Genomic DNA, 22,229 nt, shown 5'->3' on the forward strand with positions numbered 1-22,229 from the left:
TATATTCCTAACGCTATATATCGAACAGGTTGTGCCTATATATTTATATCGAACTTACTATTCAACCTTCAATCCATCCACAGGATTTAGTTTCAGTACTTTTCGAATTTGCGTAGCAACCACCGCCAGCAAAACGATGACGAGTATCACGAGTGCTATAGCAATACCGGAATATCCGATCGGCATGGGATACGCGAAGAGCATATCCAGGTACGCCTTTGTAAACAGATAACTGACAGGTGCTCCGATGATCAGCGATATCACGGTAAGCCCCGCATATTGCTTAAGAATAACCGAAGCTATATTTCGAATTCCGGCACCCAGCGTTTTACGGATGCTGAATTCTTTTTGTCGGCCGGATACATTTAGTGTTACAAGACCATATAGTCCGAGGCTTGCCAGTAGTACTGCTATCGATGCGATCACTTTGTTGAATTGCTCTGAACGATCAACGCTGTCAAAATAATTGGTCCATACATCCTCTTGGTAGCCTCCCTGAAATGGAATCTCAGGATATATCTCAGTCCACGTTGCCAGTAATGCTTTATGAGTCTCTTCCCTTCCGCCTTCTTTTACACGTAACGATAAATATCGATAGTCTTGCTCAGCGGCAAGTTTCAAAACAGCGGGACGAACTTTACTAAAGAAATCTTTTGTATGAAAATCTTTCAGGACACCGACTACTTCATACTTCACACTATCGATTTCAAAAAATTGTCCTATAGGTTTAGTAAGATTCAAGTGTTTAACAAATGTCTCATTTACCATCAGTGCCTGCTTGTCTGTTTCAGAATCTTTCCGCAACGATCTTCCATCGATCAATTGTAGTCCCATGGTTTGTATATAGTCTGCATCTACGGAGAACTGGTTCACTTCGTACGACTGATTAGCCGTTGTTCTCAATACGGCTGTTGATACTGTCTTTCCCAGGTGATCGGCCGATCCGGATACCGATACTATATCCGGGAGGCGTACCATGGCCGCGTGCATGCGATCGAAAGCAGCTTTATCAGGAACCTCTATATATAGCGCATCTTTCTGGTTGTATCCCCAGCTCCGGTTATTCTGAAAATGATTGTTTTGTGTAAAAACTACCCCTGCAGTAATGGTAATGCATGCCAGCACCAACTGAACCGCCAGGAATACTTTGGTAAGCGGATTCTTTTTACCGAACTGAAGGGAGCCTTTGAATATTCGCACGGCATCAAACCTGGATATATAGAAGGCGGGATATATACCGGAAGCTATACCGGTAATAAAAATCAAAGCGATCATAAACAGCCACAGGTTTTGGTTCAGCAACCGGAGTTCCAGTTCCCACCCGGTAAACTGAACGAACCACGGCAGGAATATAAAGAAGCAAAGTGCTATCCCCATGACAAGTGCGAGCGATGTTACCACGATGTTCTCTGTAAGGAATTGGACAACTATCTTCATTCGGTTGGCACCGATCACTTTGCGAACACCAATTTCCTTGAGGCGCTTTGCTGCTGATACAATTGCTATATTGATATAGTTGAAACATGCCAGCACGATCATAAAGATCGCGATGATGGGCATGCCGATTCTTCCTTCTACGTTATAGTCGTGTGCGATACCATCTTTGATGTTAGCGGCTCTTTCGTGCAAGGTAACCAGCGGCTCAAAAGCAAATGCAGTAATCGCCCAATCCGGTTGCGCTGCGTTTTGTAAAACCCTATACTTCTCCATCTTCAGCTCCACGGCCTTCAGATCGGACGGATTTTCAACTTGAATGAGTGTGGCACTCAAAAATTTACTCCAATCATTTATATCATAGGCAGGTTCTGCAGTGCGAATGTTTTCAAAGTTGATCAGGAATCTGAAATCTATATCCCGCGACTTCGGAAAGGTTGCGGCCACACCGCCTACCGTAAATGTCTTCTTGATCCGATCATTGAAGATCACCAGCATATCACGCCCCACCGGATTCTCTTCACCAAAATATTTAATAGCCATATCCTCACTCAGTATAATCGTGTTGAGATCGGCCAGCGATGATGCTGTTCCCCATTTCAACGGGAACGTAAACATCTCCAGGAATGCAGGATCAGCATAGCGAATATTCTCGTGAAATACGTTGTCATCATACTTCAATACAACATTCCGGTCCTCTACCCTACACATCTTTTTTACTTGTCCAAAATCCTGCTTTAACAAATCACCCAATGGTCTCGGTGCTGTTCCATATTGCTGCGTGGCACCATCGCTGGCAGCAAAGAAAGTAGCGAGGTATATTTCGTTTTTGTTTTTGTGATACTGGTCGATGCTGTAATCATACTCCATGAATGTATATACCAGCAGGCAAATACCGATAGCCACGGACAATCCAAACACATTGATAAAGGAGCTCAACGGATTTTTCATCAGGCTCCGGAATGATGTCTTGAAGTAGTTTTTAAACATAGGGTATGGGGTTACAGGTTGAATGCCACTTATGTTCTTCATGAGCACAGGCCTGATTAATTTGAGTGCCTCTACTATATATACCCACCTCGCTTTGCGATACGACTGTTCCTGCTCAAGCGCATCACAAAAGATCTCTTCCATATCACCCTCGATCTCTTCCAGGTATTCTTTCTTTAAAAAGAACCGGAGAAGTTTCAAAGGCCATTCCGGAGGGCGAGGCGTGTTGGGTTGCATCATATCATTTTCAGGTCGTGCGCCAGTCGTGGCATGGATTTCCACAAGCCGGCCCGTATTTCTTTGAGTTCACGAAGTACCTTGAGTGCGTAAGGTGTAGCAGTATATATACGCTTGCGTTTGCCTCCTCGTTTTTGTGTTGCCTCACCGAATTCTGATTTGAGGAAGCCCTTCTCCTCCATCCGTTTCAACGCTGATTGAATAGATCCCACGCTCAGTTTCTCCCCAAGTCGTTCCTCCAACTCCCGCTTGATCTCAACACCATAGGCGTCATCCCGAAGGGCCACCACCGTTAACAATACCAATTCCTCAAACTCGCCAAGCTTTGTTATTTTCATATACAACCCATAGTATTATTCGTAATTGCAGTAAATATAGTTACATTTAATTCGTAATTGCAGTTAATATATCATTTTTTTTGTTAACCGTGACTCGTTAGTCGTAAAACGCAATCCGTAAACGGGGCTTGACGCATAAAGTAAAACTTCCGGCCATAATTGAAAATAAGGCTTTAAAGAAGACTATTAACGATTCACGATAAATGGATAAAGAATGTCCAAAAAGCATATCCACGTTTCTACCGAAATCAGCCTGTGTAAGTAATGCGGTGATATTGCCGCTTATTTACTTTAAGAAATGAGCCGATACCCTGCCTGGCTTAACCTTGTCCGTAAAAATACCGATGCCCCTGTAGGTATTCACCTTGTTTCATTCATCTTTTAATTGCCATAGTTTTGAAGCAAATTCCTGGCATCAATGACGAAACATGGGTTATTGAAGATTGGACACTGGCATGGAGCCATGGTCAAAAGCTGGTATACATATCTTACCTGACGATGACCAAATGCGCAGTCTGTTAATTATCTGTTTATTTCTTTCGAGCTGTTTCATTACGCGTGGACAACAACCGTTCACACAACATTATCCTATTGAAGTTTACCAGGGAGCCAGTCAGAACTGGGCTATCCGACAAGATAAGTATGGCGCTATCTATGTTGCCAACACCGAAGGTTTGCTTCGGTATGATGGCAACAAGTGGGATTTGATTTCACTTCCGAATAAAGTATCCGTTAATTCAATTGACACCGACTCAACAGGCCGAATTTATATCGGCTCTGATGATGATATGGGCTATTTCCAGAAAGGATCCAGCGGCAAGTATGAATACATCTCATTGTTGGCGCAGTTCCCGGACTCCTGCAAATACGATCTTGGGGGCAACCTAGTTAGGGTTTTCGAAAACAAGGTTTTCTTCCTGGGCGAAGAACACGTCTATATATATACTGGTAACCATTTCAATGTGCTGCGCATCGCCAGCAAGGGACTGATACGAAACAAACACAGTCTATACCTTAGAAAAGGAGACGCATTGTATAAGTATAAAAACGGAGGTTTTGAGACCAGACCCTATTTCAGAAAAATAGAGGGCATGAAATACAAGTGGATTACAGATTACGACCACGAGAGTTACCTGATACTGGACGACAAGAACCAGGTATGGATGGTCAACGAAAAAAATCCCGATCGATGGAACATCCTTTCACATGAACTCAACCGGAATCTGAAGAATGAGGACATCGTGAGCATGACTTGTCTCGACAATGGCAACATTGCTATTCACACCAGTAAAGGAATTGATTTTTATAGCAAGGACGGAAAACTACAATACAATATTGCCAATAATAAACTCATCCAATGGGGCTCGCTTTATGAAGACAAGCAACATAATCTTTGGGCAAATGCCGACTCGGACATTATCAACATTGTATCAAGCTCTCCCCTGTCCTATTATGATTCCAGAAATGGATTGACCGGTTATATCGTTTCACTGGGCAGACAAGGGAGTCATCACTATATAGGAACAGACAACGGTATACTATACCAGGAAGACCGAAATACTTTTGTACTGCTGCCCGGAACAGAAGGCAATACCTGGAACTTCTACAATGCACACGGCAGGCTCTATGCTCTCCATGACTCCGGTGTGCTGGAACTACAAGGAAAAAAGGTTATCCAAATTACCCGGGAGCAATATATACTTTCCATGTGTGCACTCCGGAATTATTCTGACCGAATGATTGTAGGCACCAATTATAGCGGCATTGGATTATTACAGAAAAAAGGAAATACATGGAGTACAAAAAAAATCAAAGGATTTGAACAGGAAGTACGTTGTATACTAGAAGATGAAGATGGAAGTATATGGATCAGTCAACCTATTAATGGCATTTGGAAACTGCGGTTGAATGAGCAAATGGATTCTGTTATTTCTCAAACTGCTTATGATACCACCAGAGGATTACCCGCTAATTTCAACAACAGACTTCACCGTTTAAACGGAAAAATTATAGCCACTACCATTGAAGGCATATATAGTTACAATCCAACCCACAATCGGTTCGAACCGGAAGAAAAATACAGAAAAGTACTTGGTAGAGATTTTTGTATCTATAGCCTCGCGGAGAGTAACGAGGGCGATATATATTTCTGGGGAGCTCAGCCCAAGGAAAAAGAAATGGAGGGCGTTATGAAAAAACAACCAGATGGCAGCTTTAAACTTTTACTAACTCCGTTTAAAAAGATCGCCGTCCCCTCCCGGAATTTAAGAGTAGACGTTGATGCACCTATACTCATCACAAATTCAGGAGAAGTATGGCTTGGGAATAATCAGAAAATTTTCAGCTACAATCCCAACCAGAATTCCTTTTATAACGACCCTATAGTTTTATCCATTCAGAAAGTCTGGTCCAGGGATTCTTTGATATACCAGAACTCTGCCAAAGATTCGATCCATTCATTACCATATACCCAGAATAACCTGAAGTTTGAATTCCTGTGTTCGTTTATTGAAGACAACGAAAAAAACCAATACCAGTATAAATTAAAAGGGTTTGAAAACAAGTGGTCGGACTGGACGCCAACCAAGGAAGCTATCTTCACGAACTTGCCCGCTGGCGACTATATTTTTTATGTACGGGCAAAGAATGTATATGATGTGGTGAGTAAACCGGCTTCATTTTCCTTTCATATTGATGCTCCGTGGTACAAGACCCGGCTCTCCTATGCCATATATTCTATCTTATTCATTTTCTTTATCTACCTGATCATTCAACTTAACATACAAAGGGCAAAAAAACGACAAATATTTCTGGAGGGAATTGTTAAAGAGAAGACGAAAGAACTGATCGATGTTAATGAAGAGCTTCTTACGCAAAGTAATTTACTGTCGGAAAGAAATCACCAGCTTCAAAAGGCTCATGCAACGATTGAGAATCAGAACAAGGAGATAAAAAACAGAAACGAAACACTTGAAGACGAAGTGGACAAACGTACCCAGGAACTGGTACGATACAATCAGCAACTCGAACAATTTGCATTTGTAACAGCGCACAACCTGCGCGGACCCGTTGCCAGGATATTAGGACTTGGTACGGTTTTACGAATGATCGATCACGTGCCTGATGAAGTAAAAACAATCAACGATAAGTTAATCTTTACGGCACACGAGATCGATTCTGTTATCAGAGATCTCAACCAGATTCTGCATATAAAAAATGCACCAAGTCATTTCGAAGAACTCAACCTTGTGCAAGAGATTAACAAGGTGATTGCAGGTCTTGAAAAAGGTATCAGAAATTCTAACGCAATCATCCGCACTGACTTTTCAGAAGCTAGCACCATCATAACTTCACAAGCTTACTTCTATAGCATTGTATACCACCTGCTAAGCAACGCTATAAAATTCAGACACCCGGAGCGGATTCCCTATATTACGATATCGGCTATAGATTCAGAAAATTATATCGGCCTTGTTATTTCCGACAATGGTTTGGGAATTGATTTACAGAAGAACAAGGACAAGATCTTTACCCTCTATAGCAGATTTCACCTGCACCTTGAAGGTAAAGGATTAGGACTCTACCTGGTCAAAACACAAATGTCTGCCTTAGGCGGCAACGTTGAAGTTGAAAGCGAAGTAAACACGGGTACTACATTCAAAGTGTTTTTTAAGAAGACACAAAATCTGAAAGGTACACCTGATGCGGAATAAATCGATTCGTATCGTTTCAACTTAATACACCAGACAACCACTACCCTTTGTTTACCTGCAAATGCAGTTCACACGGAGTATTGGCAAAAGAAATCAAAACGAGTAGGTATAATTCAGTGTTCCGGTCAGCTCGGTATAGGAAGGCTGTTGCTCCGTACTTTTAAGTCGATTTAACACGTTCATACCAAGCGAAAAGTTATGACTGCTGTTTGCTCCTTCTTTTCCTTTTGGAGCATAACTGATACTTAGCCTCGAATTAAGCACAGGGCTTGATTGAATGTTGTCACCCGATGTTTCATTATAAGAACTGGCAAGTGATCCGCGTAAGGTTTTGTCCATAAAGGATTTTGTAGCACTCACAGTCGGCCCCCAATAAGTACTTTTTACTCCTGCTGCATTGTTGGTATACACATTACCTGCTAACGCAAGAGTAAGATTGGAAGGAACCAGAGAATAACTATAGGCTATATTCATGGTGAGAAAATCTGATTGCTGACTTCCTCCTTCATACTCCGCAACGTCACTGGCTTTCTGGTAGCTTCCCGTTAACATTATACTCTGAGGATTCTCCTGGCCACCGAGATTACGCATAACAGTACCCGTAGTTGTTTGGCTTACTTGATAAAAATTCAATGTATCAAGGTTATCCCTATAATATGGATCAACCTGAGGCCTCACGTTCGTATAGGACGAAAAGTTGGAATAATTGCCCGCGAAACTCCACTTTTCGTTTGGCACATAAGTAGCATTGAATGCACCCACTGTCCGCTTCGTTGTTGATGTCCTTGATTCATCAAGGTTATTTTCCTGGAAGCCTACATTAGCGCTGAGGTTAAGTTTATTTTTAAATAAACGCACGCTGGGGACAACCGTGATGTTACGCATATCATTATTAAAATAATAAGCACCCAACGTTTGATACTCGGGCGCTATACGCTCATAGCGAAACTGAAGAGTATACCAATTTCCCTGATAGCCAACACTTGCATTCAATGCATCATAATAACGGCTTGTGGCATTTTCGGGCAAAAGTCCTTTGATTATATTATTAGTGGGTTTGTTCACAACGGTATCTTCCTCACTATCATTAGCGCGTATGTCATTGTTCAGCGCAGACACCGCGTACTCAGCTTCTACGAAGAAACGCTTTAAAAATGTCTTCCGTCCATTTATACTCAGTGCTATATTTTGTTTTGGAGTAAGTGTACTGTTAAACAAAGTATAAGGAATTGAATTGACATCGTCTTTGGCTGTAAAGATGTTAGCAGATATAGAATTGCCGTTGTCTTCATAACCTACCTTCAGCCCATAGCCCATGCGCTTGTAAATTGCATTAACTGTATCAGTCTCCGTAAAGGGCACAGCCTTTTTTAAACGACCATACATAGCTGCAATTTTCCATTTACCAGGGGATAGCTCTACGCCACCACCAAGAAAAACATGGCCGGCAAGGGTATAATTTGAAAATGTCATGGAATTATACCCGACATAGGTTTTTACCCACTTATACTGTGGCTGAAAGCTGAATTGATTGAAAGGCTGGCTGAAGCTTTTGTTTGCGTTGCTATAGCTGAAGGAGAGCGGAGCATCATACCCGAACAGATTTATATTCAGGTTTCCGGTAAAGAACCAATTGAAAGGATCTCTCCGTTGCTCGATACCATGCGCATAATAACTAACTGTATTGAGATTCAAGGAACCATTCATTTTGATTCCCTTCTTAACACCGATAGATTCCAGGTTTTGAGCATGCGTAATTAATAGCCCATTCACCAGCAACGCAAGTGTTAGGATATACTTATTAATAGGTAACATTTTGTAGAGTTATTCAAATTAAAAGCTAGATGTATTATGTCATTTTCTGTATCCATAAGAGCCAACAAAAATCATCTTATCGGTGGAATCAACACTGTCATCATATTCAAAATCATAAAGAATTATAACAGAGTTATATTTACTCCAATCGATTCCTTTTGTTTGTTTAATAAAAGATGGCGAATATAAAAGTGGTTCCAGTAAGTCCACCTCGGGTTCAGATTTAAAGTTTTCAATCCATATTTAGGTACGATGTTCTCTTCTTTATAGACTTTAATCAGTTAATCTAAATGAAACGATCATAAGAGTTGCTGAATTGTTTCAATTTGAAGACAATGAAGAAGGTGATCCGATTGAAGAGCTAATAAATGGTTCAGGGGGAAATTATAGACGATTAATTCAATTACTGGATTCTGCAATGAATGAAGCTTTCAAACGACATGGAGGAGAAGGAAAAATTGAGCATCAAGACGCAATACTTACCCTACAGAAGCATTGTCAACAGCAATTAAGCCTATTTACTGATCTTGAGCGAGAGTACCTCCTAAGTATTGCAAAGGTCTGCAAAAGTCGAAGTACTTATAGATTTAAATATTTGTATAATGCACAAGTCCTGTATAAATATATGACCAAATCACAAGAGTTCAATCTTGTAAAAGTCGTTGAAGCAGGTACAGGCCGACGAGGAACTACTTATGCGTTTGACTATAGTTATTGCGTATTAAACGACTTGCCTACGCATTACATAAGGCAATCAGAAAAAATTGATAAGTTAAGATCACTTCGAAGTGGTGAATGGATCACGAGGGTCACCAACATTAATAGTGAAATTATTGCTCAAGCAGAGATTCCCAACAAGATAAATGGCGAAATTTCTTATTTGACGAATGGAAAGGGATTTATTAGGGGTGAAGATGAGAACGAATACTTCTTTTCAGCACAGTACATCATTGAATCTGATTCAGGAAAAGCAATTTGGGTTAATAAGAAAGTAAGGTTTAATCCGTCTTTACTCGGCGATTCTAAAATGGCAACTGACATTGAAATACTATAACTACCGCCAACAACAGCTGTAAAGCATGTGCTTTTTGCAGGTATTTCAAATGTTTGCAAGCAACTTCGTTCAGCAACGCCAGAGAATGAATAAGTTTTGCACGCACACGCTCTATAGCTAAGCGCTGGCGGCAATGCTTAATTAGATTTGTAGAACTAGATCAAACTAACATGACACTAGCGGACATTTTAGGACTTGAAAAGATATTCAGCGCAAGTATTGATCTTGAAAAAAGACCTTTGAGTTAAAAGTTTTTTGGATTTTCAATCAAAGGAATCAAGTTTTCATCAATTAAAGAACTAATGTGAAGTAGTTCCGACTTAATCTGACAGTTGGGTTAACTTAGAAGTGCAAACTAAAAAAGTTAAACCCATTAAACTGTCTAAGTCACTAGCACCGACAATTTGAAAGGCTTCACAGAGGCTATCGTAAGTATATTTCCTCAGTCGGTAACACAGATATGTGTAGTCCATCAAATTCGTAATGCTTCACGCTATGTAGTATGGAAAGACAAGAAGCAATTTGCTGCTGACCTTAAGCCTATATATACCGCAGCCAACAAAGACCTTGCTTGGACTGCTTTAGAGAAATTGGAAGACACCTGGGGTAAGAAATATCCTCACGCCATCCGATCCTGGAAAGCCAACTGGCAGGAACTATCTCACTTCTTCGATTTTCCGTTGGAGATCAGAACGATGATCTATACCACCAACATCATTGAAAACCTCAATGGTAAAATCAGGAAGTATACCAAAACAAAGATGTCCTTCCCGGATGATGCATCCGTTCTGAAATCGGTTTATCTGGCCCTGCGAGAAATAACTCGAAGGTGGACGCTACCCGTACGCAACTGGAATTTGGTGGTAAATCAATTTATCAACATCTTCGGAGAGCGGTGCAAAATATAGACCCTTTACGCAGTTGCTTAGACGCGATACTTACACACTTTTTTAGGCAGTGTCTTTTATTTTTTTCCCAACTTTAACTGCTCCTTCTATCTCTAAACTGTCAGACTCCTCCGAGTAAATTACTCTTCGTATAATCATGGTTTCAACTGCATAAGAAAGCTTGTTCTTAATTGACTGTTACTTAGGTCTTCGAAATAATTGTCCCTACAAAAACAATGTTTGTTGCATTTTCTAACCTTAACTTTAATATCAACGCCTTTTGATTTGATTGTGCGTTGCAGGAGTCTTCTGGCCGTGCTATATAAATCAATTTGACCAAGCAATATCTCCGGCTCATCTAGCACGATTTCATCGAGATAGTTAAAGAGTATAGGTTTTAAAACTTTCCTAATTGTTATTATCCTTTTTTCAGGCTTGTATTTGTTCCAAGTTTTTTTCATTTCCAGAACACTCCTAAAATATTTTTGATTTTGAGGCATTCTTGTATTCCAATGTACAGGGTTATCTTTTGTCACCCATATTTCTGATTTGATCTTTAATAAAAAATCGATTGAGAATTTGAAAAGTACTGGACCATAATGATTCTGCCTGTTAAAATGGCTATGGAGATCTAAGGTATCAAGAAAAACATCTGTCCATATGTCGAATCTCTTATCAAGCCAATCAGACTTCTGTGATGTTTGATATAGACCTTTCTTCTCCACAGCACCACGAGACATTAGGCCACCCTGCTGAATGAAAGTAAGAGCTGTTGGAACCGTATTAGCATGGTGGAGATGATGTATATTTTTGCTGATTAAAAGATCATAAAGTTTAAAGGTTTTGAGTTTCATAGTAGTTAATAGGGTTCAAGTAAAAATAGCCTCTAAAAATTAACATTTTACCGAGGTCTACACAAACCAACGAGTGGACATTAAGGCATTGGGAGTTGGGATTTTTACCAGCTCTTGCAGCACATAAGTCAGATAGCCTGAGCAAAAATCTAAAAAAGATATTCTATATTTTTTTTGAAAATTTAAGTTAAACTTAAATTATATTAGTATTTTTGACACAAAATTAAGGTTTATAAAGGAATTTAATGCTATATGAATTTTTCTGTGCAGATAACGGGTATGAAAGACCACCAGCCGTCTTGGCTGATGCAAGGTTGGGTAAGAGACCATCTAACACGTCCCTCGTCTCTTGACGCGTTTCCTGCTTTGAAACAGAAGATCACCCTACGTTCAGAGAAAGAGAGTCGCCTTCGTTCCGCGTATCAAGATTATTTCATTGCGCTTCAATACTACAGCGAACTGCCTGATCATCTTGCTTGTGAATGGTACGATAGCACAGTTGTTCGATGGGATACTTCAAAATTTGTTCAATGGGACAAGTCCAAGTTCTTATTCTCCCATCACGACTTTTCACATTCATACATTGATCTCAATTGGAATTTAGATTTTCAACTCAATAGCCTCGAAGCAGAAGTTCAACACTGGTACGACAAAATCGATGAGTGGTTTAGCGAGACCCCTGATGCGATTCGTACTTCGGAAGGCTGGCTACAACGGTTCCACGAAAAAGTTCAACACATTCAAAGAAGTGTTGAAGGTATACTGAATCGTGTCCGTGCACTGCGAAGAGTGCTCTCATCACCATCAACTTTAAAACTTGACTTTCGCTTAACAATTAGAAAAAAAATCTGTGTTCTCTTCAAAATACTTGATGATGAGCACTTGATTGTAAGGTAAATATCACGACCTGTAACAGTGATAAAAATTAACAATAAAAATGGAAAAATGGAAACAACAACAGCAAAGAGGGCCACGCTCACTAACGAGCACTCCCTAAAGAACTATGAAGAAAACAAATTTAACTCCGGATTTAATCGAGGCGCTCGAAAAAATTCTGCGCGATGAAACTCTTAGCGCAGAAGACAAAAAACACATTTCGGAATTCCTTGCCACAGATCGCAAACGAGGAATAACGATAAATGATGTATGGAACCTGTCAATAGTTGGTTACAAACTTTACGACCTGTTTAAAGATTATTTAGAATGAAAATTGGAAAAGCGATTAAGCTATTGCTTGATCAGCGTAAGATGAGTCAAAAAGACTTGGCCGAAAAAATCGGTAAGTCTGAAACTTCACTCTCTCAGATCATGCAAGACAAAGCTCAGCCTCGAAAGGACACACTGGAGGCTATCGCAACTGCACTGGGCGTCAATACAAAAATGTTATTGATGCTTAGTGTAGATAGAGAAGATCTCCCTGAAAATAAGCGAGATCATTACGAAATCCTTACGAAGATCATCAATCATATCTTCCTTGAAAATCAGCATGAAACAAAATGATCCCGGACCCCGAGATCATTTTTTCGAGCGTACTCTTCTCATATACTATATACTAACTGATTTATATGATTACAACGTTAGAATTTAAGGCGGGGCAAAATTTGATTAGTAAAATACTCCCAATTAAAATAAATCTTATTTCATTCCAAGAAGAAAGCGAATGCCTTTCTATCGATGGAAAGCCCCTAAGAAAGAATAAGTTCATCGAGACAAAGGATTTAATAGTTAATGCCACTCGGGTGGTAAACATAAAAGTCCTTGCTGCAAATTCTCAACTATATCCAATCACAATCGAAATGCATGCATTTAATGGACTAAAGGACTATAGCATTAATATCTACGATGGTGTGTTAGTGTGGGGCGAAGAGTCAAAAGGTAATGTTGCAATCGATAAGGGACACGCAGTATTAGAACCTGGTGTGAGTGAATACGACGCTATTTACACTGCGCTGTTTCAAATATTTAAAGACACGATTCCGGACCCGGAGAAAAGACATAGGATTGCTTCAATAATTTTGAATAATGAAATAGTAATTAAGCAGAACAGAAATTTCAAAGCGATACAAACAGATGACGGCTATTGTACGATTATTGAAAAAGTATGTGGATGAGAAAATATAATCTTACCTAAAATGACACATTCAGAACATGTTGTACAGGATTATGCTGCTACGCTGCTACATCATTATCAATAAAAGCTCACCAGGTAAGTTTGTACGAAAGCAACTCGTGCAGCGTTGCTTCAGCATATTGCATGTATTACACTAATGTACTATATAGAAACTATGGCACGGAATTGCTACCTTTAAATAATGACTACTTCTACCCGATATGTTTGATCAAATCAAAAACACTCTCGACGTTATTTCAAAGAATCATGCCGTATCGTTTAAGCAACTCGCAAAAAATACGGAGTTGGGATTGCTTCCAGCGGATGTGGAGAAACTTAAAACATTTTTAATTGACGAGAATATAGTTCAAGATTTTGATGGTGAAGGAAATCAATTTGGCAGGGATCCGAGGTATAGCCTTACAACCTATGGAACTAGGTTTCTTCGCGAAATGAAAGAGTTTGAAGTTCTTGATGAAATACTAAAATACCTTGTTAAAAATAAGACTGCATATTTAGAAATGCAGTATATATGTAGGCAGATTAATGTTGCATTTTCGCCAACCTATGCGCCTAGATTGGAGCATGAGGGTATGGTAGCATCCGTTTCGGACAAATCCAGTTATGCTTATATTATATCGAAATCTGGTGAGAATTGGATTTTGGTTAGTGGTGGATATAGGCACCAAATGACTTTGCAAATTGAACAATCTATTAAAAAATTTAGGGCTACCAAAGAGAAAATGGCGGTATTCCCACAAACTATAAATAATATTCAAGCAGAAAATTATTTTAGTGCTACAAATAGCACAATTGACAAACAAGGTATATTTAATGAGATAAAAAAGGAGGAAAAGAAGAACAACTGGTTGGAAACTTTATCTTGGATAGCTGCTATTTTGGTTTCCTTGACAGTATTGTACGCCTTTTTTAAACCCATTATTTTAGATTATATCAAGTAAAAGCCATGGCCCATTGGCTTGATTATCCCATTCAACAATTGCGCGAGATTTTAGAAGCACCCTTTTCTGTTAGTGAAGGGTTTCGTCCAGTAAGAGACGCCGCACGTAACATAGTATATCGATATGCTGAGGATAGCTTCAAAGAAAGATTTCGCAGCCAGACGACCTTTAAAAGTATATATGACATACGTACCGATGAAGAAAAATATAGGCTTATTCTTAAAGCTATTAGAAATGCAATACACTATTTTGAAGTTTGGCAGGTTAGAGAGCAACAGAGACAGAGTATAGGTCAGCCATCATCAGAAACAAATAGTGAACCGGTTGTTCAAACTATTAACGCACAAAACGTATTTCAAAACATGAACAGTACGGTGGTAGAGCAGAGCGGTGTGGCAGAAAAAGCAGAGCCATCTGTAAAATCAAATATGTTGAAGCTAGTCGCTTGGATGTTAGGTAGCCTGTTAATTCTTATCTTAGGTGCTTATTTATTTTTTGGCTTATAACAAAATATAACCATTGATTGATTTTAGAGATAGTATTGATGCCCGGAGCGCCCTGAAGCTTCTTGATGTAAATGGCATAATCGCTAGTAGAATTGTTTCTGGAGAAATCGATCTGCGGTTTGCAACTAAAGATATTTATATTCTTGACAATTGCGATGCAGTGTCGTTAAAAGTAAGTCTTGACAAACCATTGCTAACCTTGTCAATTGAGAATTGCAGTATAAAGAGAATAAACGTAGACAAACAAGCAAGAATCGGGCACATCAAAGTTAAGGGTGGGTCTAAAATTGGCAGTATATATTTTGAAAGAGGGTGCGAATGCAAAGAACTCGTTATAGAGGATCGAAGTGAGATTTCATCAGTCATGATCCTTCAGCTCCCTGAGGAGATGGAGTTTAAGAACGGAGTCAAGATTGATTCCCTTCGTTTTAACGGTGCCGTCAACAAAGGAAAGATTTATTTTTTCAAAGCGAACGTGAATGATATTGAATTTATTCAGTGTCAATTCGATAAGCTTGTTTTTCAAAACACAGACATAAATTCTTTAAGATGTTCCCAAGTTAAAATCTCAGAGATAGATGTTACATATTCCGCGTCATGCAAAGACTTTCTTTTTGATGACGGAGAAGTGACCGATCTTAATTTTCTTCAGTTATCCAAATTTAAAGAAACGGATATATCTATTACAAATTCCCGGATTGACAACCTATCACTAGGTGATTATTATAACAAGGGAAAATTCAAGTTTATCAATAGTAACGTCAACAAATCTATTCAAATAACGAACTCAGAATTGAGCAATGGAATATTCAACGGTGTAGACTGGCCTAAAGCTAAGATCGATTTCAATCGATCACATATTAGCAAATGCAACTTCTTCAATATTGGTTGGCCCGAGGATTATCGTATCACAGAAATAATCAGGATAACGGATAAAGAAAGTGAAGATAGGCTGTGGGAGGATATGGACTCATACAGACAATTGAAGTTCGCATACCAAAGCCAACAGAATTATTTTGAGGCAGCAAAATTTCGTTATAATGAATTGCGACTATATTATCAGCTCATGCACTATTATACTTGGCATGGATTCTGTCTAAATAGTCTGCGGAGTTGGTGGAAACATCATAGAAAAAGCTGGTGGAAATACCTCGGAGAATTTTTGATTCTATGGACGAGTAAAAAGGGTAGTAACTTTGGCGAGAGCGTAGGTCTTCCACTATATCAAATGATAAAATTTCATCTGATTTTTTTTACGTTATTAGTTTTAAATAATGAAACATTTCCGGTGCAAATTACCTCGCTACAAGAGCACAATTGGCAAGCATTTTCAAGAGGGGTAAAAATATTCATCTTCATGATGAATCCCGCACATCCATTTATGGTAGATAATGTACCTATTTACGGATTAGTTGATACAATGATGCGAATATCCTCTGGCTACTTTATCTATTACTTTCTAAAAGCAAGTAGAAAATTTCATCTTACTTAATTGCATATACAACCTAAGTGTAATTATTATATCTTGCTTGGCCCTTTTCTAAACCTAATGTCATTAAACGTCTCCTCAATACTGCCATCTCTAAAATATACCTTTGCTTTTATAGGATATTGCCCCCACACGGTAAAAGAATAAAGGAATTTTTGATCGGCATTTTTTACAGTTACGATGGGATTGGGCATAGTATGGTCAAGGAAATATTGAACCGAATCGACTGTTTTTCCACTATTTACAGTTAATGAAATTTTATACCATTGCGTGCGCTGAAACGGCCACTTGACTTTTTTTTGAGTATCTATACTTAACTCTGTAAATCTAGCTGATGAATCTTTAACAGTTTGGGAGACACCCCCGTTCTTATATATCTGCCAAACGGGGTAGTGCTTATCCCTGAACACATCTGATTGGGTCCGATTCAAAGTTAATTCTTTAGATCTCTCCAACAGAGTTCTCCAGTTTGCCTTTTTTTGGTCTGTTGTTAACAGCGTTTCATTAAACGCTTTGATAAACGCGTTGGTAAAAATTGATCCATTTCCTAGTGCGTAGGTTTCCATTCCTGGAGGGCCTCCTGTAACAATTATACTGATTGGCTCACGCACCAACTGAGACAAGTTAGACGTGGTTCTCAAATTAAGCATTTCTATACTCTCGGTTTGCTGTTGTGAATATTCTTCTGTAACAAACGCTTCTTGTCTAATTTGAAAATCGTCTTTATCTCCAAATCCGTTACATGCTTCTATGATGGCAATGCAAAGCTTAGGGCGCCTCTTATATAATGTCGCAAAAAAATTATAAGATGGTAATAGATTAGATGGAACCGTCACAACTGGAAATAGTGCTTCATTTCCCCACCGGTTATTCTTACCGTGTGTATTTATATAAAATAGGACGATATCATCGGCCCCAAATTTATCTTTTTCCAACATAGCGATAACATCTTTCTCATTGAAGCCGGTGGCCGTTAACGATCGCGGTATATACTCATACTTTGGCAAGCTCTGTGCAATGTTCGAAAAGAGGACGCTCACTTTAGCGAAGTTAACCTCAGCAGGGATCGCTAAATCTTTGTCATTTGTGTGACAAAATACGTAACTATATATCTTTTGCCCGTAGGTTGGAAAAACACCAATAGCTAATATTAATAACAGGCTAATTTTTTTTTGGTTCTGGAACATATATGTAAATAAATATGTACTTTAAAATCACTAGATACTTTAACTCATTGACAATTTATTCTGTAAGTTCTTTCCTAAAAATAGTGAGTACTAAAACTTTTGAATATGAAGACAAATATATATACGAAATGTATCACTCCTAGAAAGTGATACATTTGCTAACATTACGGAAGTTGCGCTGGCTGAATCTCCATGTTGTTGTCGGAGTTTAAAGTCTTTAAAACTTTATGAAATGTAACAGCTAACTTTCCAAAATTTTCAACATTGTAGTCCCCTTGAGGTGACATACCGTCAGCCAAGACCGATCCGTCAATACCAAAACCTATTGACTTTAGGTTGAATGTAGCTTTGGCTCGCTCCAATTCAACACTAGCGGCTATATTCGACAGTGATCCCCCTATTTTACCCTTAATGCTTTTAACATGAATAAAACATCTCAGTCCAATGCCCATTTTCACCGACTTATCACCACAAGTGACAACTTTAAATCGGACAAAGTCTTGTATAAAGACCATTTCCTTCTTTCCTATACTACCAGTGAAGCCCATTGCACTAGCCGATGCCGCCAATGATTGATCGAATTTATAGATATTCAGTTCCGCCCCTCCGATTAAATCGGAAATCTTTTTAGGAGGCGCCGTGCAGGTTGGTCCATCAAGAATAACAAGAGCTGGCAATGTAGAATGCACAGCTTGTGCAACTGCTGTTTCATATTTCAGGGTTGAATCTTTCGCTAGCTGTGCCTTTGACTCATCAAAAGCCTTCGTAAAATCCTCATCAGAGATTTCGCTCTCATTGGGATTTTCAACATAATTTGATTGCTTAACATCATCTTTACAGGACAATAATAATAGAGCCAATAGCCCACAATGAATCAGGTTAGGGTTTTTCATTTGTTTGTTATTTTAGTTTATAAATACGGTGAATATTCTAGGATACACCTCTTTGTTGTTATCTACTTTTGCGCAAAAAAAAACCACCAACTTGTCTCCATTAAGAGACAAGTTGATGGGCTCTATCAAATATACTATTTTATGGTCTACTTGCAACTTTTAACCCTAAAAATGTATCCCTGAATTCAGGACGCTCAATATATATACATGCTCAAGGTACACTACACCCGGTTAATAAAATCTATATTTTCCCGTAACGATGATTATCTAAAAATTGCTTTTCTCAATTGGCAATAACGGGCGCATATAACGCAGTTTAGGCTTATATATCTAAAATTTAAACGTCAAGACCGGATCATACGCAAGAGACGGTGCGGGCTGGCTTAAATTGAATTGTGTTTTCAACGGCAGCACCTGATCGGCAACTTTAGAGTTAAGTTTCCACCATCAAGAGCTTATTTTTAAACTTACTCATCACTTACATCTACATTTAAGTCAACTATAAAATCAACGGAGCTACCTATTCGGTAGTTAATCTCTGCTCCACCAGCTATAGGCCGATTACTATAACTGTTACCGTATAGTCTTAAACTGATCCTACCTGGGGCTTCGGCAAGTATACTTTCCTGCGAAAAGCTTCCCGATTGTATTATGGCATTTCTCAACGTTAATGCAATTGTATAGTTATCTGGTTCAAACATTATAGCAGGTCTATCAACCGCCAGTTGCTTTATATACCCTGAGATAACAGCACTGCCATCTTCAGCAAGCCGAATAACCTCCGGTGCGTTACCAACAAGTTTACCTGTAACTTCCAGTGTATCGGTATTGCTCACCAGTACTGAATTGTCATCTATAACTTTGACATATCCCGTGATCTTTAATTGACCTGCCGAGGTATTAAACTGTAAATCGTAAAACTCACCTTCCATAATGCAAGGTGACTGTGTGTTACTGTGATAGATAGTGTTATACCACACCCCATCCAATTTTAACATCTTGGGTAAATCATTGTGTATAGTTACGCTACTGGCCACCGCGGTGACTTTACAGGATGTTTGTTCCGAGACGTGTAACTCACAGTTATTGAGCCTTGCATTCAGATTTATACTTCCTTGATAAAGGAACACTAATCCGCCTTGTATAGTCCCGCTATATTCGCCAGCGCACAAATATGTTGTACAGGTAACGTCCTGCTTTATATTGAGAACAAACACATTGTTGTCTGCCCCTTCCCCTACTGGCTGTGCAAACAATCCATACTCAGCCCCTATATAGGATATATTAAATCTGAAGCCAGAAAACCACGGCTTAATGGCATGAGCGTAGTGGGAGTTGTTTACGATGATCAGATTCATTACACCTGCTCCGGTTGTTACCGCCGTCTCAACGCATTCAATAGCTGGCGCACCGCAGCCAAATGCAATTTCTATATTGCCCTCAAATATTCCGGTCGTTAATACCGCAGGCATTCGTATAAACGTACCTGCTTGAACAAAAGCGTATGACCACCGAATTCTATATCTTCTTGGTGTGGGGCTGTCTTTGAATTTAAAAACGGTTTCGCCACCGTGCGAAAACTCAAAATCTCCGTCTATCACTATATCGCTACTGGCATCTTCAAGGGACTCATAATCGAATAGATTGAACCCTCCTGTCACCAGGAGTGCTTTGCCTCCGAAGGTTGTATAGACAACTCCATTCTTCGCTATATTACCGGTCATGTAGTACAAGCCCGGAAGGAATGCAATGGTATCACCGGGAACGGCCAGTTCGTATGCTCTTGCCGGAGTGAAGGGCAAGGTATAGTCACCTTTTACTCCAATGTCATCCGTAACTAACGGGGAAACAAAGTATGTACTAGGATAGTAATCGGAAAATTTATCCTTCTTTCCGGCAATCAGGTTATACAGCTTGGCTAGCGAATTGCCCTCAATGGGTACACCGCCGTTTAAGCCAACAAGCACTTCCTCCAGATCGGCCATTGTTGCAAGGCTGGCGTCAGAAAGGATTGCGTTTATCTCAGCCAGCGTATCGATGTCTTCTCTTTTCAGGTTGCCTAATCCCTGAATGATACTATATAGTTTGGCAAGTGTATTTCCTGCTTCCGGTACATTTCCTTTTAGAGCGTTAATGGCTTCTGTAATCGCAGCATCTGAAGCTATATCGCCATCTTCAATAATTGCATTCAGTTTGGCGATGGTATTAATATCGTCTTTGGTTAATGAAGCCATAGCAGGTAGTTTTTGAAGTATACTATATAACAGTTCCTCTGTGACCGAATGAAATGGTGGATTAGGCATATTAATCGTTGTAAAGGTCAGATATTACAAAACCAAGTGTTATCGCAGCGGCTGCAGCTGAAGCAGCTATAACACGCTTCCAGGTGATTCTTCGTACAGCCCTGAAATCAATCAATGTATAGGTGAAAGAGTTTCCGTAAAGAGATTTATGCCTTTCGCACAAATCCATAAACTGGTTAAAGTCCCCTGCGTTCTGAAACACCTGGCACCCCGCTGAATATTTATCGATATACTTTGTTGTGCCGTTACTTTCTGCACGATGGATGTTAATTCCAAATATTCCGGTCTCTTCCGTTCCATTATTGAAATCAAGCAGGGAATCACGATTATAGTCTCTGATTACGGTAACAGGCTTTACTTGTCGCAACGCTTCATACTTACCCCTGTGCAATCCTATAGCATAGGCATCTTTATATTGCCCTTGCGCCAGTATAGCGGTGCCTTGTGAATACGATGGATTGTTAAGCCAGAACGTTCCGGGGTCGGTGGTAGCTTTATAGCTACGATAGTTCCAATCGCCTTTCTCAGTTCTATAGAACACATGTATCTCATCGTCAAAGCTGTTCGCATTTGTGTTCTTGCTTCGTAAGCCTACTATGTTAAGCTGATACGGCTTAACGTAAACTTCATACGCTTGACTATTCAGGATTGCTTTTATTCTCGAAAGCATTGTATATTAGTTATACCCAAAACCACTACTCTTATGATCTCTGTTTTTAAAATCTCCACACGGGATTTGTTAAGGCATCCCGATGTCACATGGCATCTATCTATTGTATCTCAGGATATTGAAGACCTTACTGATTCTTACTTGTTTATTGTAGATACCAGTAAGGTCTATTCTTTTATACAGCAACTCCGGAGATATAGCATGTCCTATGAGGTCTATATAAACCCTATAGTAAATGCCACCTTATTTAGAGAATCGGAAACTGTTTATGCGATTGACCCAGCCTTTATGAAAAACTAATTGGTCAGGGCGTTGAGCAACAATGTTATCTATAAAGACTCTTCGTGCTGCTTTCAGTGAGTCAAACAGATTCTGTTGATCTGCACAATTAATAGCATTCAGGCTCTGCACTCCGATAAGACCATCGGCAGATATATTTAGTAACTTCTGAAGTTTCTTGGCTACTGTTACTCGTCCTGAATTATAACCCCAATCAACGATGAACTCAGCTATAGATTGATTGAGTATAAAGTCTCCCTGAAAGAAGTCCCAGAATACTTTCTTGGCTATATACTTTGCATCATCTTCGCTAAGGAGCCTGATGTCCTCTGCATCAATGTCTCCATCTTTATCCTTGTCGTAGCCGTGCTCTTTCCATGTTGACAGGATAACTCCATACTTCGTTGGCCCTCCCTTATCCGCTGGATGGTTCACATAACCTCCCTCCAGCCGCAGGACTTTACCTGCGAACCCCTCAAAATCCGCCATTGTTAAAATTGTTTTAGTT

Annotated in this window: 18 protein-coding genes and 1 pseudogene; 10 read left to right on the forward strand and 9 right to left on the reverse strand. The window is 39.5% G+C overall.

Annotation, left to right across the window (positions count from 1 at the left end):
- Positions 1-57 precede the first annotated feature (57 nt).
- A complete protein-coding gene (locus tag ACFQ21_RS05075) occupies positions 58-2,664 on the reverse strand; it encodes an ABC transporter permease (protein WP_377575734.1) in 2,607 nt (868 codons plus the stop codon).
- A complete protein-coding gene (locus ACFQ21_RS05080) occupies positions 2,661-2,999 on the reverse strand; it encodes a PadR family transcriptional regulator (protein ID WP_377575737.1) in 339 nt (112 codons plus the stop codon). Before ACFQ21_RS05080 ends, ACFQ21_RS05075 begins: the two co-directional genes overlap by 4 nt.
- Positions 3,000-3,505: 506 nt before the next feature.
- On the opposite strand from ACFQ21_RS05080, the gene ACFQ21_RS05085 reads away from it, so the two are divergent.
- A complete protein-coding gene (locus tag ACFQ21_RS05085; protein WP_377575739.1) occupies positions 3,506-6,712 on the forward strand; it encodes an ATP-binding protein in 3,207 nt (1,068 codons plus the stop codon).
- A gap of 93 nt (positions 6,713-6,805) precedes the next feature.
- Here ACFQ21_RS05085 and ACFQ21_RS05090 read toward each other — a convergent pair whose 3' ends face one another.
- Positions 6,806-8,527 carry a hypothetical protein gene (locus ACFQ21_RS05090; protein ID WP_377575741.1) on the reverse strand — a complete coding sequence of 574 codons (1,722 nt, stop codon included), beginning with the start codon at positions 8,525-8,527 and terminating at the stop codon, positions 6,806-6,808.
- Positions 8,528-8,843: 316 nt separating this feature from the next.
- Here ACFQ21_RS05090 and ACFQ21_RS05095 point away from each other — a divergent pair, with 316 nt between their 5' ends.
- The gene (locus ACFQ21_RS05095) at positions 8,844-9,581 is read left to right on the forward strand and encodes a hypothetical protein (protein WP_377575743.1); all 738 of its coding nucleotides are present in this window, start codon (positions 8,844-8,846) and stop codon (positions 9,579-9,581) included.
- 386 nt (positions 9,582-9,967) lie between these two features.
- Positions 9,968-10,489, forward strand: a pseudogene (locus ACFQ21_RS05100) (IS256 family transposase); the annotation flags it as partial.
- A 134-nt stretch (positions 10,490-10,623) separates the two neighbouring features.
- Here ACFQ21_RS05100 and ACFQ21_RS05105 read toward each other — a convergent pair.
- Positions 10,624-11,322 carry a hypothetical protein gene (locus tag ACFQ21_RS05105; RefSeq protein WP_377575747.1) on the reverse strand — a complete coding sequence of 233 codons (699 nt, stop codon included), beginning with the start codon at positions 11,320-11,322 and terminating at the stop codon, positions 10,624-10,626.
- 279 nt (positions 11,323-11,601) lie between these two features.
- Between ACFQ21_RS05105 and ACFQ21_RS05110 the strand changes: the two genes are divergently transcribed.
- From ACFQ21_RS05110 to ACFQ21_RS05140, 7 genes are all read left to right on the forward strand, one after another.
- Entirely contained in the window at positions 11,602-12,219 is a 618-nt protein-coding gene (locus ACFQ21_RS05110) for a hypothetical protein (protein ID WP_377575749.1), read from the forward strand.
- A 106-nt stretch (positions 12,220-12,325) separates the two neighbouring features.
- Positions 12,326-12,529 (forward strand): hypothetical protein, encoded by a 204-nt coding sequence (locus tag ACFQ21_RS05115; RefSeq protein WP_377575751.1) that lies wholly within the window; start codon positions 12,326-12,328, stop codon positions 12,527-12,529.
- The gene (locus tag ACFQ21_RS05120; RefSeq protein ID WP_377575753.1) at positions 12,526-12,822 is read left to right on the forward strand and encodes a helix-turn-helix domain-containing protein; all 297 of its coding nucleotides are present in this window, start codon (positions 12,526-12,528) and stop codon (positions 12,820-12,822) included. Before ACFQ21_RS05115 ends, ACFQ21_RS05120 begins: the two co-directional genes overlap by 4 nt.
- Positions 12,823-12,887: 65 nt before the next feature.
- The gene (locus ACFQ21_RS05125; RefSeq protein WP_377575756.1) at positions 12,888-13,433 is read left to right on the forward strand and encodes a hypothetical protein; all 546 of its coding nucleotides are present in this window, start codon (positions 12,888-12,890) and stop codon (positions 13,431-13,433) included.
- 220 nt (positions 13,434-13,653) lie between these two features.
- Complete coding sequence (locus ACFQ21_RS05130; protein ID WP_377575758.1) at positions 13,654-14,394, forward strand: hypothetical protein; 741 nt, start codon at positions 13,654-13,656, stop codon at positions 14,392-14,394.
- A 5-nt stretch (positions 14,395-14,399) separates the two neighbouring features.
- The gene (locus ACFQ21_RS05135) at positions 14,400-14,900 is read left to right on the forward strand and encodes a hypothetical protein (protein ID WP_377575761.1); all 501 of its coding nucleotides are present in this window, start codon (positions 14,400-14,402) and stop codon (positions 14,898-14,900) included.
- A 13-nt stretch (positions 14,901-14,913) separates the two neighbouring features.
- A complete protein-coding gene (locus ACFQ21_RS05140) occupies positions 14,914-16,392 on the forward strand; it encodes a hypothetical protein (RefSeq protein WP_377575764.1) in 1,479 nt (492 codons plus the stop codon).
- Positions 16,393-16,418: 26 nt separating this feature from the next.
- Here ACFQ21_RS05140 and ACFQ21_RS05145 read toward each other — a convergent pair whose 3' ends face one another.
- From ACFQ21_RS05145 to ACFQ21_RS05165, 5 genes are all read right to left on the reverse strand, one after another.
- Positions 16,419-17,576: a pYEATS domain-containing protein gene (locus ACFQ21_RS05145; RefSeq protein ID WP_377575767.1), complete on the reverse strand. Its 1,158-nt coding sequence runs from the start codon at positions 17,574-17,576 to the stop codon at positions 16,419-16,421.
- A 164-nt stretch (positions 17,577-17,740) separates the two neighbouring features.
- Positions 17,741-18,469: a hypothetical protein gene (locus ACFQ21_RS05150; protein WP_377575769.1), complete on the reverse strand. Its 729-nt coding sequence runs from the start codon at positions 18,467-18,469 to the stop codon at positions 17,741-17,743.
- A 467-nt stretch (positions 18,470-18,936) separates the two neighbouring features.
- A complete protein-coding gene (locus tag ACFQ21_RS05155; RefSeq protein WP_377575772.1) occupies positions 18,937-20,703 on the reverse strand; it encodes a hypothetical protein in 1,767 nt (588 codons plus the stop codon).
- Positions 20,704-20,773: 70 nt separating this feature from the next.
- On the reverse strand, positions 20,774-21,442 hold the full coding sequence (locus tag ACFQ21_RS05160) for a hypothetical protein (RefSeq protein ID WP_377575775.1): 669 nt from the start codon (positions 21,440-21,442) through the stop codon (positions 20,774-20,776).
- Positions 21,443-21,685: 243 nt separating this feature from the next.
- Positions 21,686-22,210, reverse strand: coding sequence for a glycoside hydrolase family 108 protein (locus ACFQ21_RS05165; RefSeq protein ID WP_377575778.1), 525 nt, complete (start codon positions 22,208-22,210; stop codon positions 21,686-21,688).
- Positions 22,211-22,229: the final 19 nt, after the last annotated feature.

Origin of the sequence: Ohtaekwangia kribbensis, from assembly GCF_042676245.1 — a bacterium.
Classification (GTDB): domain Bacteria; phylum Bacteroidota; class Bacteroidia; order Cytophagales; family Cyclobacteriaceae; genus Ohtaekwangia; species Ohtaekwangia kribbensis.

What these genes read in the sequence shown, in the direction of transcription:
- ACFQ21_RS05135 (WP_377575761.1), top strand. Translation starts at nt 14,400, where the DNA reads ATGGCCCATTGGCTTGATTATCCCATTCAACAATTGCGCGAGATTTTA.
- ACFQ21_RS05130 (WP_377575758.1), top strand. Translation starts at nt 13,654, where the DNA reads ATGTTTGATCAAATCAAAAACACTCTCGACGTTATTTCAAAGAATCAT.
- ACFQ21_RS05160 (WP_377575775.1), bottom strand. Translation starts at nt 21,442, where the DNA reads ATGCTTTCGAGAATAAAAGCAATCCTGAATAGTCAAGCGTATGAAGTT.
- ACFQ21_RS05165 (WP_377575778.1), bottom strand. Translation starts at nt 22,210, where the DNA reads ATGGCGGATTTTGAGGGGTTCGCAGGTAAAGTCCTGCGGCTGGAGGGA.
- ACFQ21_RS05145 (WP_377575767.1), bottom strand. Translation starts at nt 17,576, where the DNA reads ATGTTCCAGAACCAAAAAAAAATTAGCCTGTTATTAATATTAGCTATT.
- ACFQ21_RS05125 (WP_377575756.1), top strand. Translation starts at nt 12,888, where the DNA reads ATGATTACAACGTTAGAATTTAAGGCGGGGCAAAATTTGATTAGTAAA.
- ACFQ21_RS05090 (WP_377575741.1), bottom strand. Translation starts at nt 8,527, where the DNA reads ATGTTACCTATTAATAAGTATATCCTAACACTTGCGTTGCTGGTGAAT.
- ACFQ21_RS05080 (WP_377575737.1), bottom strand. Translation starts at nt 2,999, where the DNA reads ATGAAAATAACAAAGCTTGGCGAGTTTGAGGAATTGGTATTGTTAACG.
- ACFQ21_RS05085 (WP_377575739.1), top strand. Translation starts at nt 3,506, where the DNA reads ATGCGCAGTCTGTTAATTATCTGTTTATTTCTTTCGAGCTGTTTCATT.
- ACFQ21_RS05110 (WP_377575749.1), top strand. Translation starts at nt 11,602, where the DNA reads ATGAAAGACCACCAGCCGTCTTGGCTGATGCAAGGTTGGGTAAGAGAC.
- ACFQ21_RS05155 (WP_377575772.1), bottom strand. Translation starts at nt 20,703, where the DNA reads ATGGCTTCATTAACCAAAGACGATATTAATACCATCGCCAAACTGAAT.
- ACFQ21_RS05150 (WP_377575769.1), bottom strand. Translation starts at nt 18,469, where the DNA reads ATGAAAAACCCTAACCTGATTCATTGTGGGCTATTGGCTCTATTATTA.
- ACFQ21_RS05075 (WP_377575734.1), bottom strand. Translation starts at nt 2,664, where the DNA reads ATGATGCAACCCAACACGCCTCGCCCTCCGGAATGGCCTTTGAAACTT.
- ACFQ21_RS05115 (WP_377575751.1), top strand. Translation starts at nt 12,326, where the DNA reads ATGAAGAAAACAAATTTAACTCCGGATTTAATCGAGGCGCTCGAAAAA.
- ACFQ21_RS05105 (WP_377575747.1), bottom strand. Translation starts at nt 11,322, where the DNA reads ATGAAACTCAAAACCTTTAAACTTTATGATCTTTTAATCAGCAAAAAT.
- ACFQ21_RS05120 (WP_377575753.1), top strand. Translation starts at nt 12,526, where the DNA reads ATGAAAATTGGAAAAGCGATTAAGCTATTGCTTGATCAGCGTAAGATG.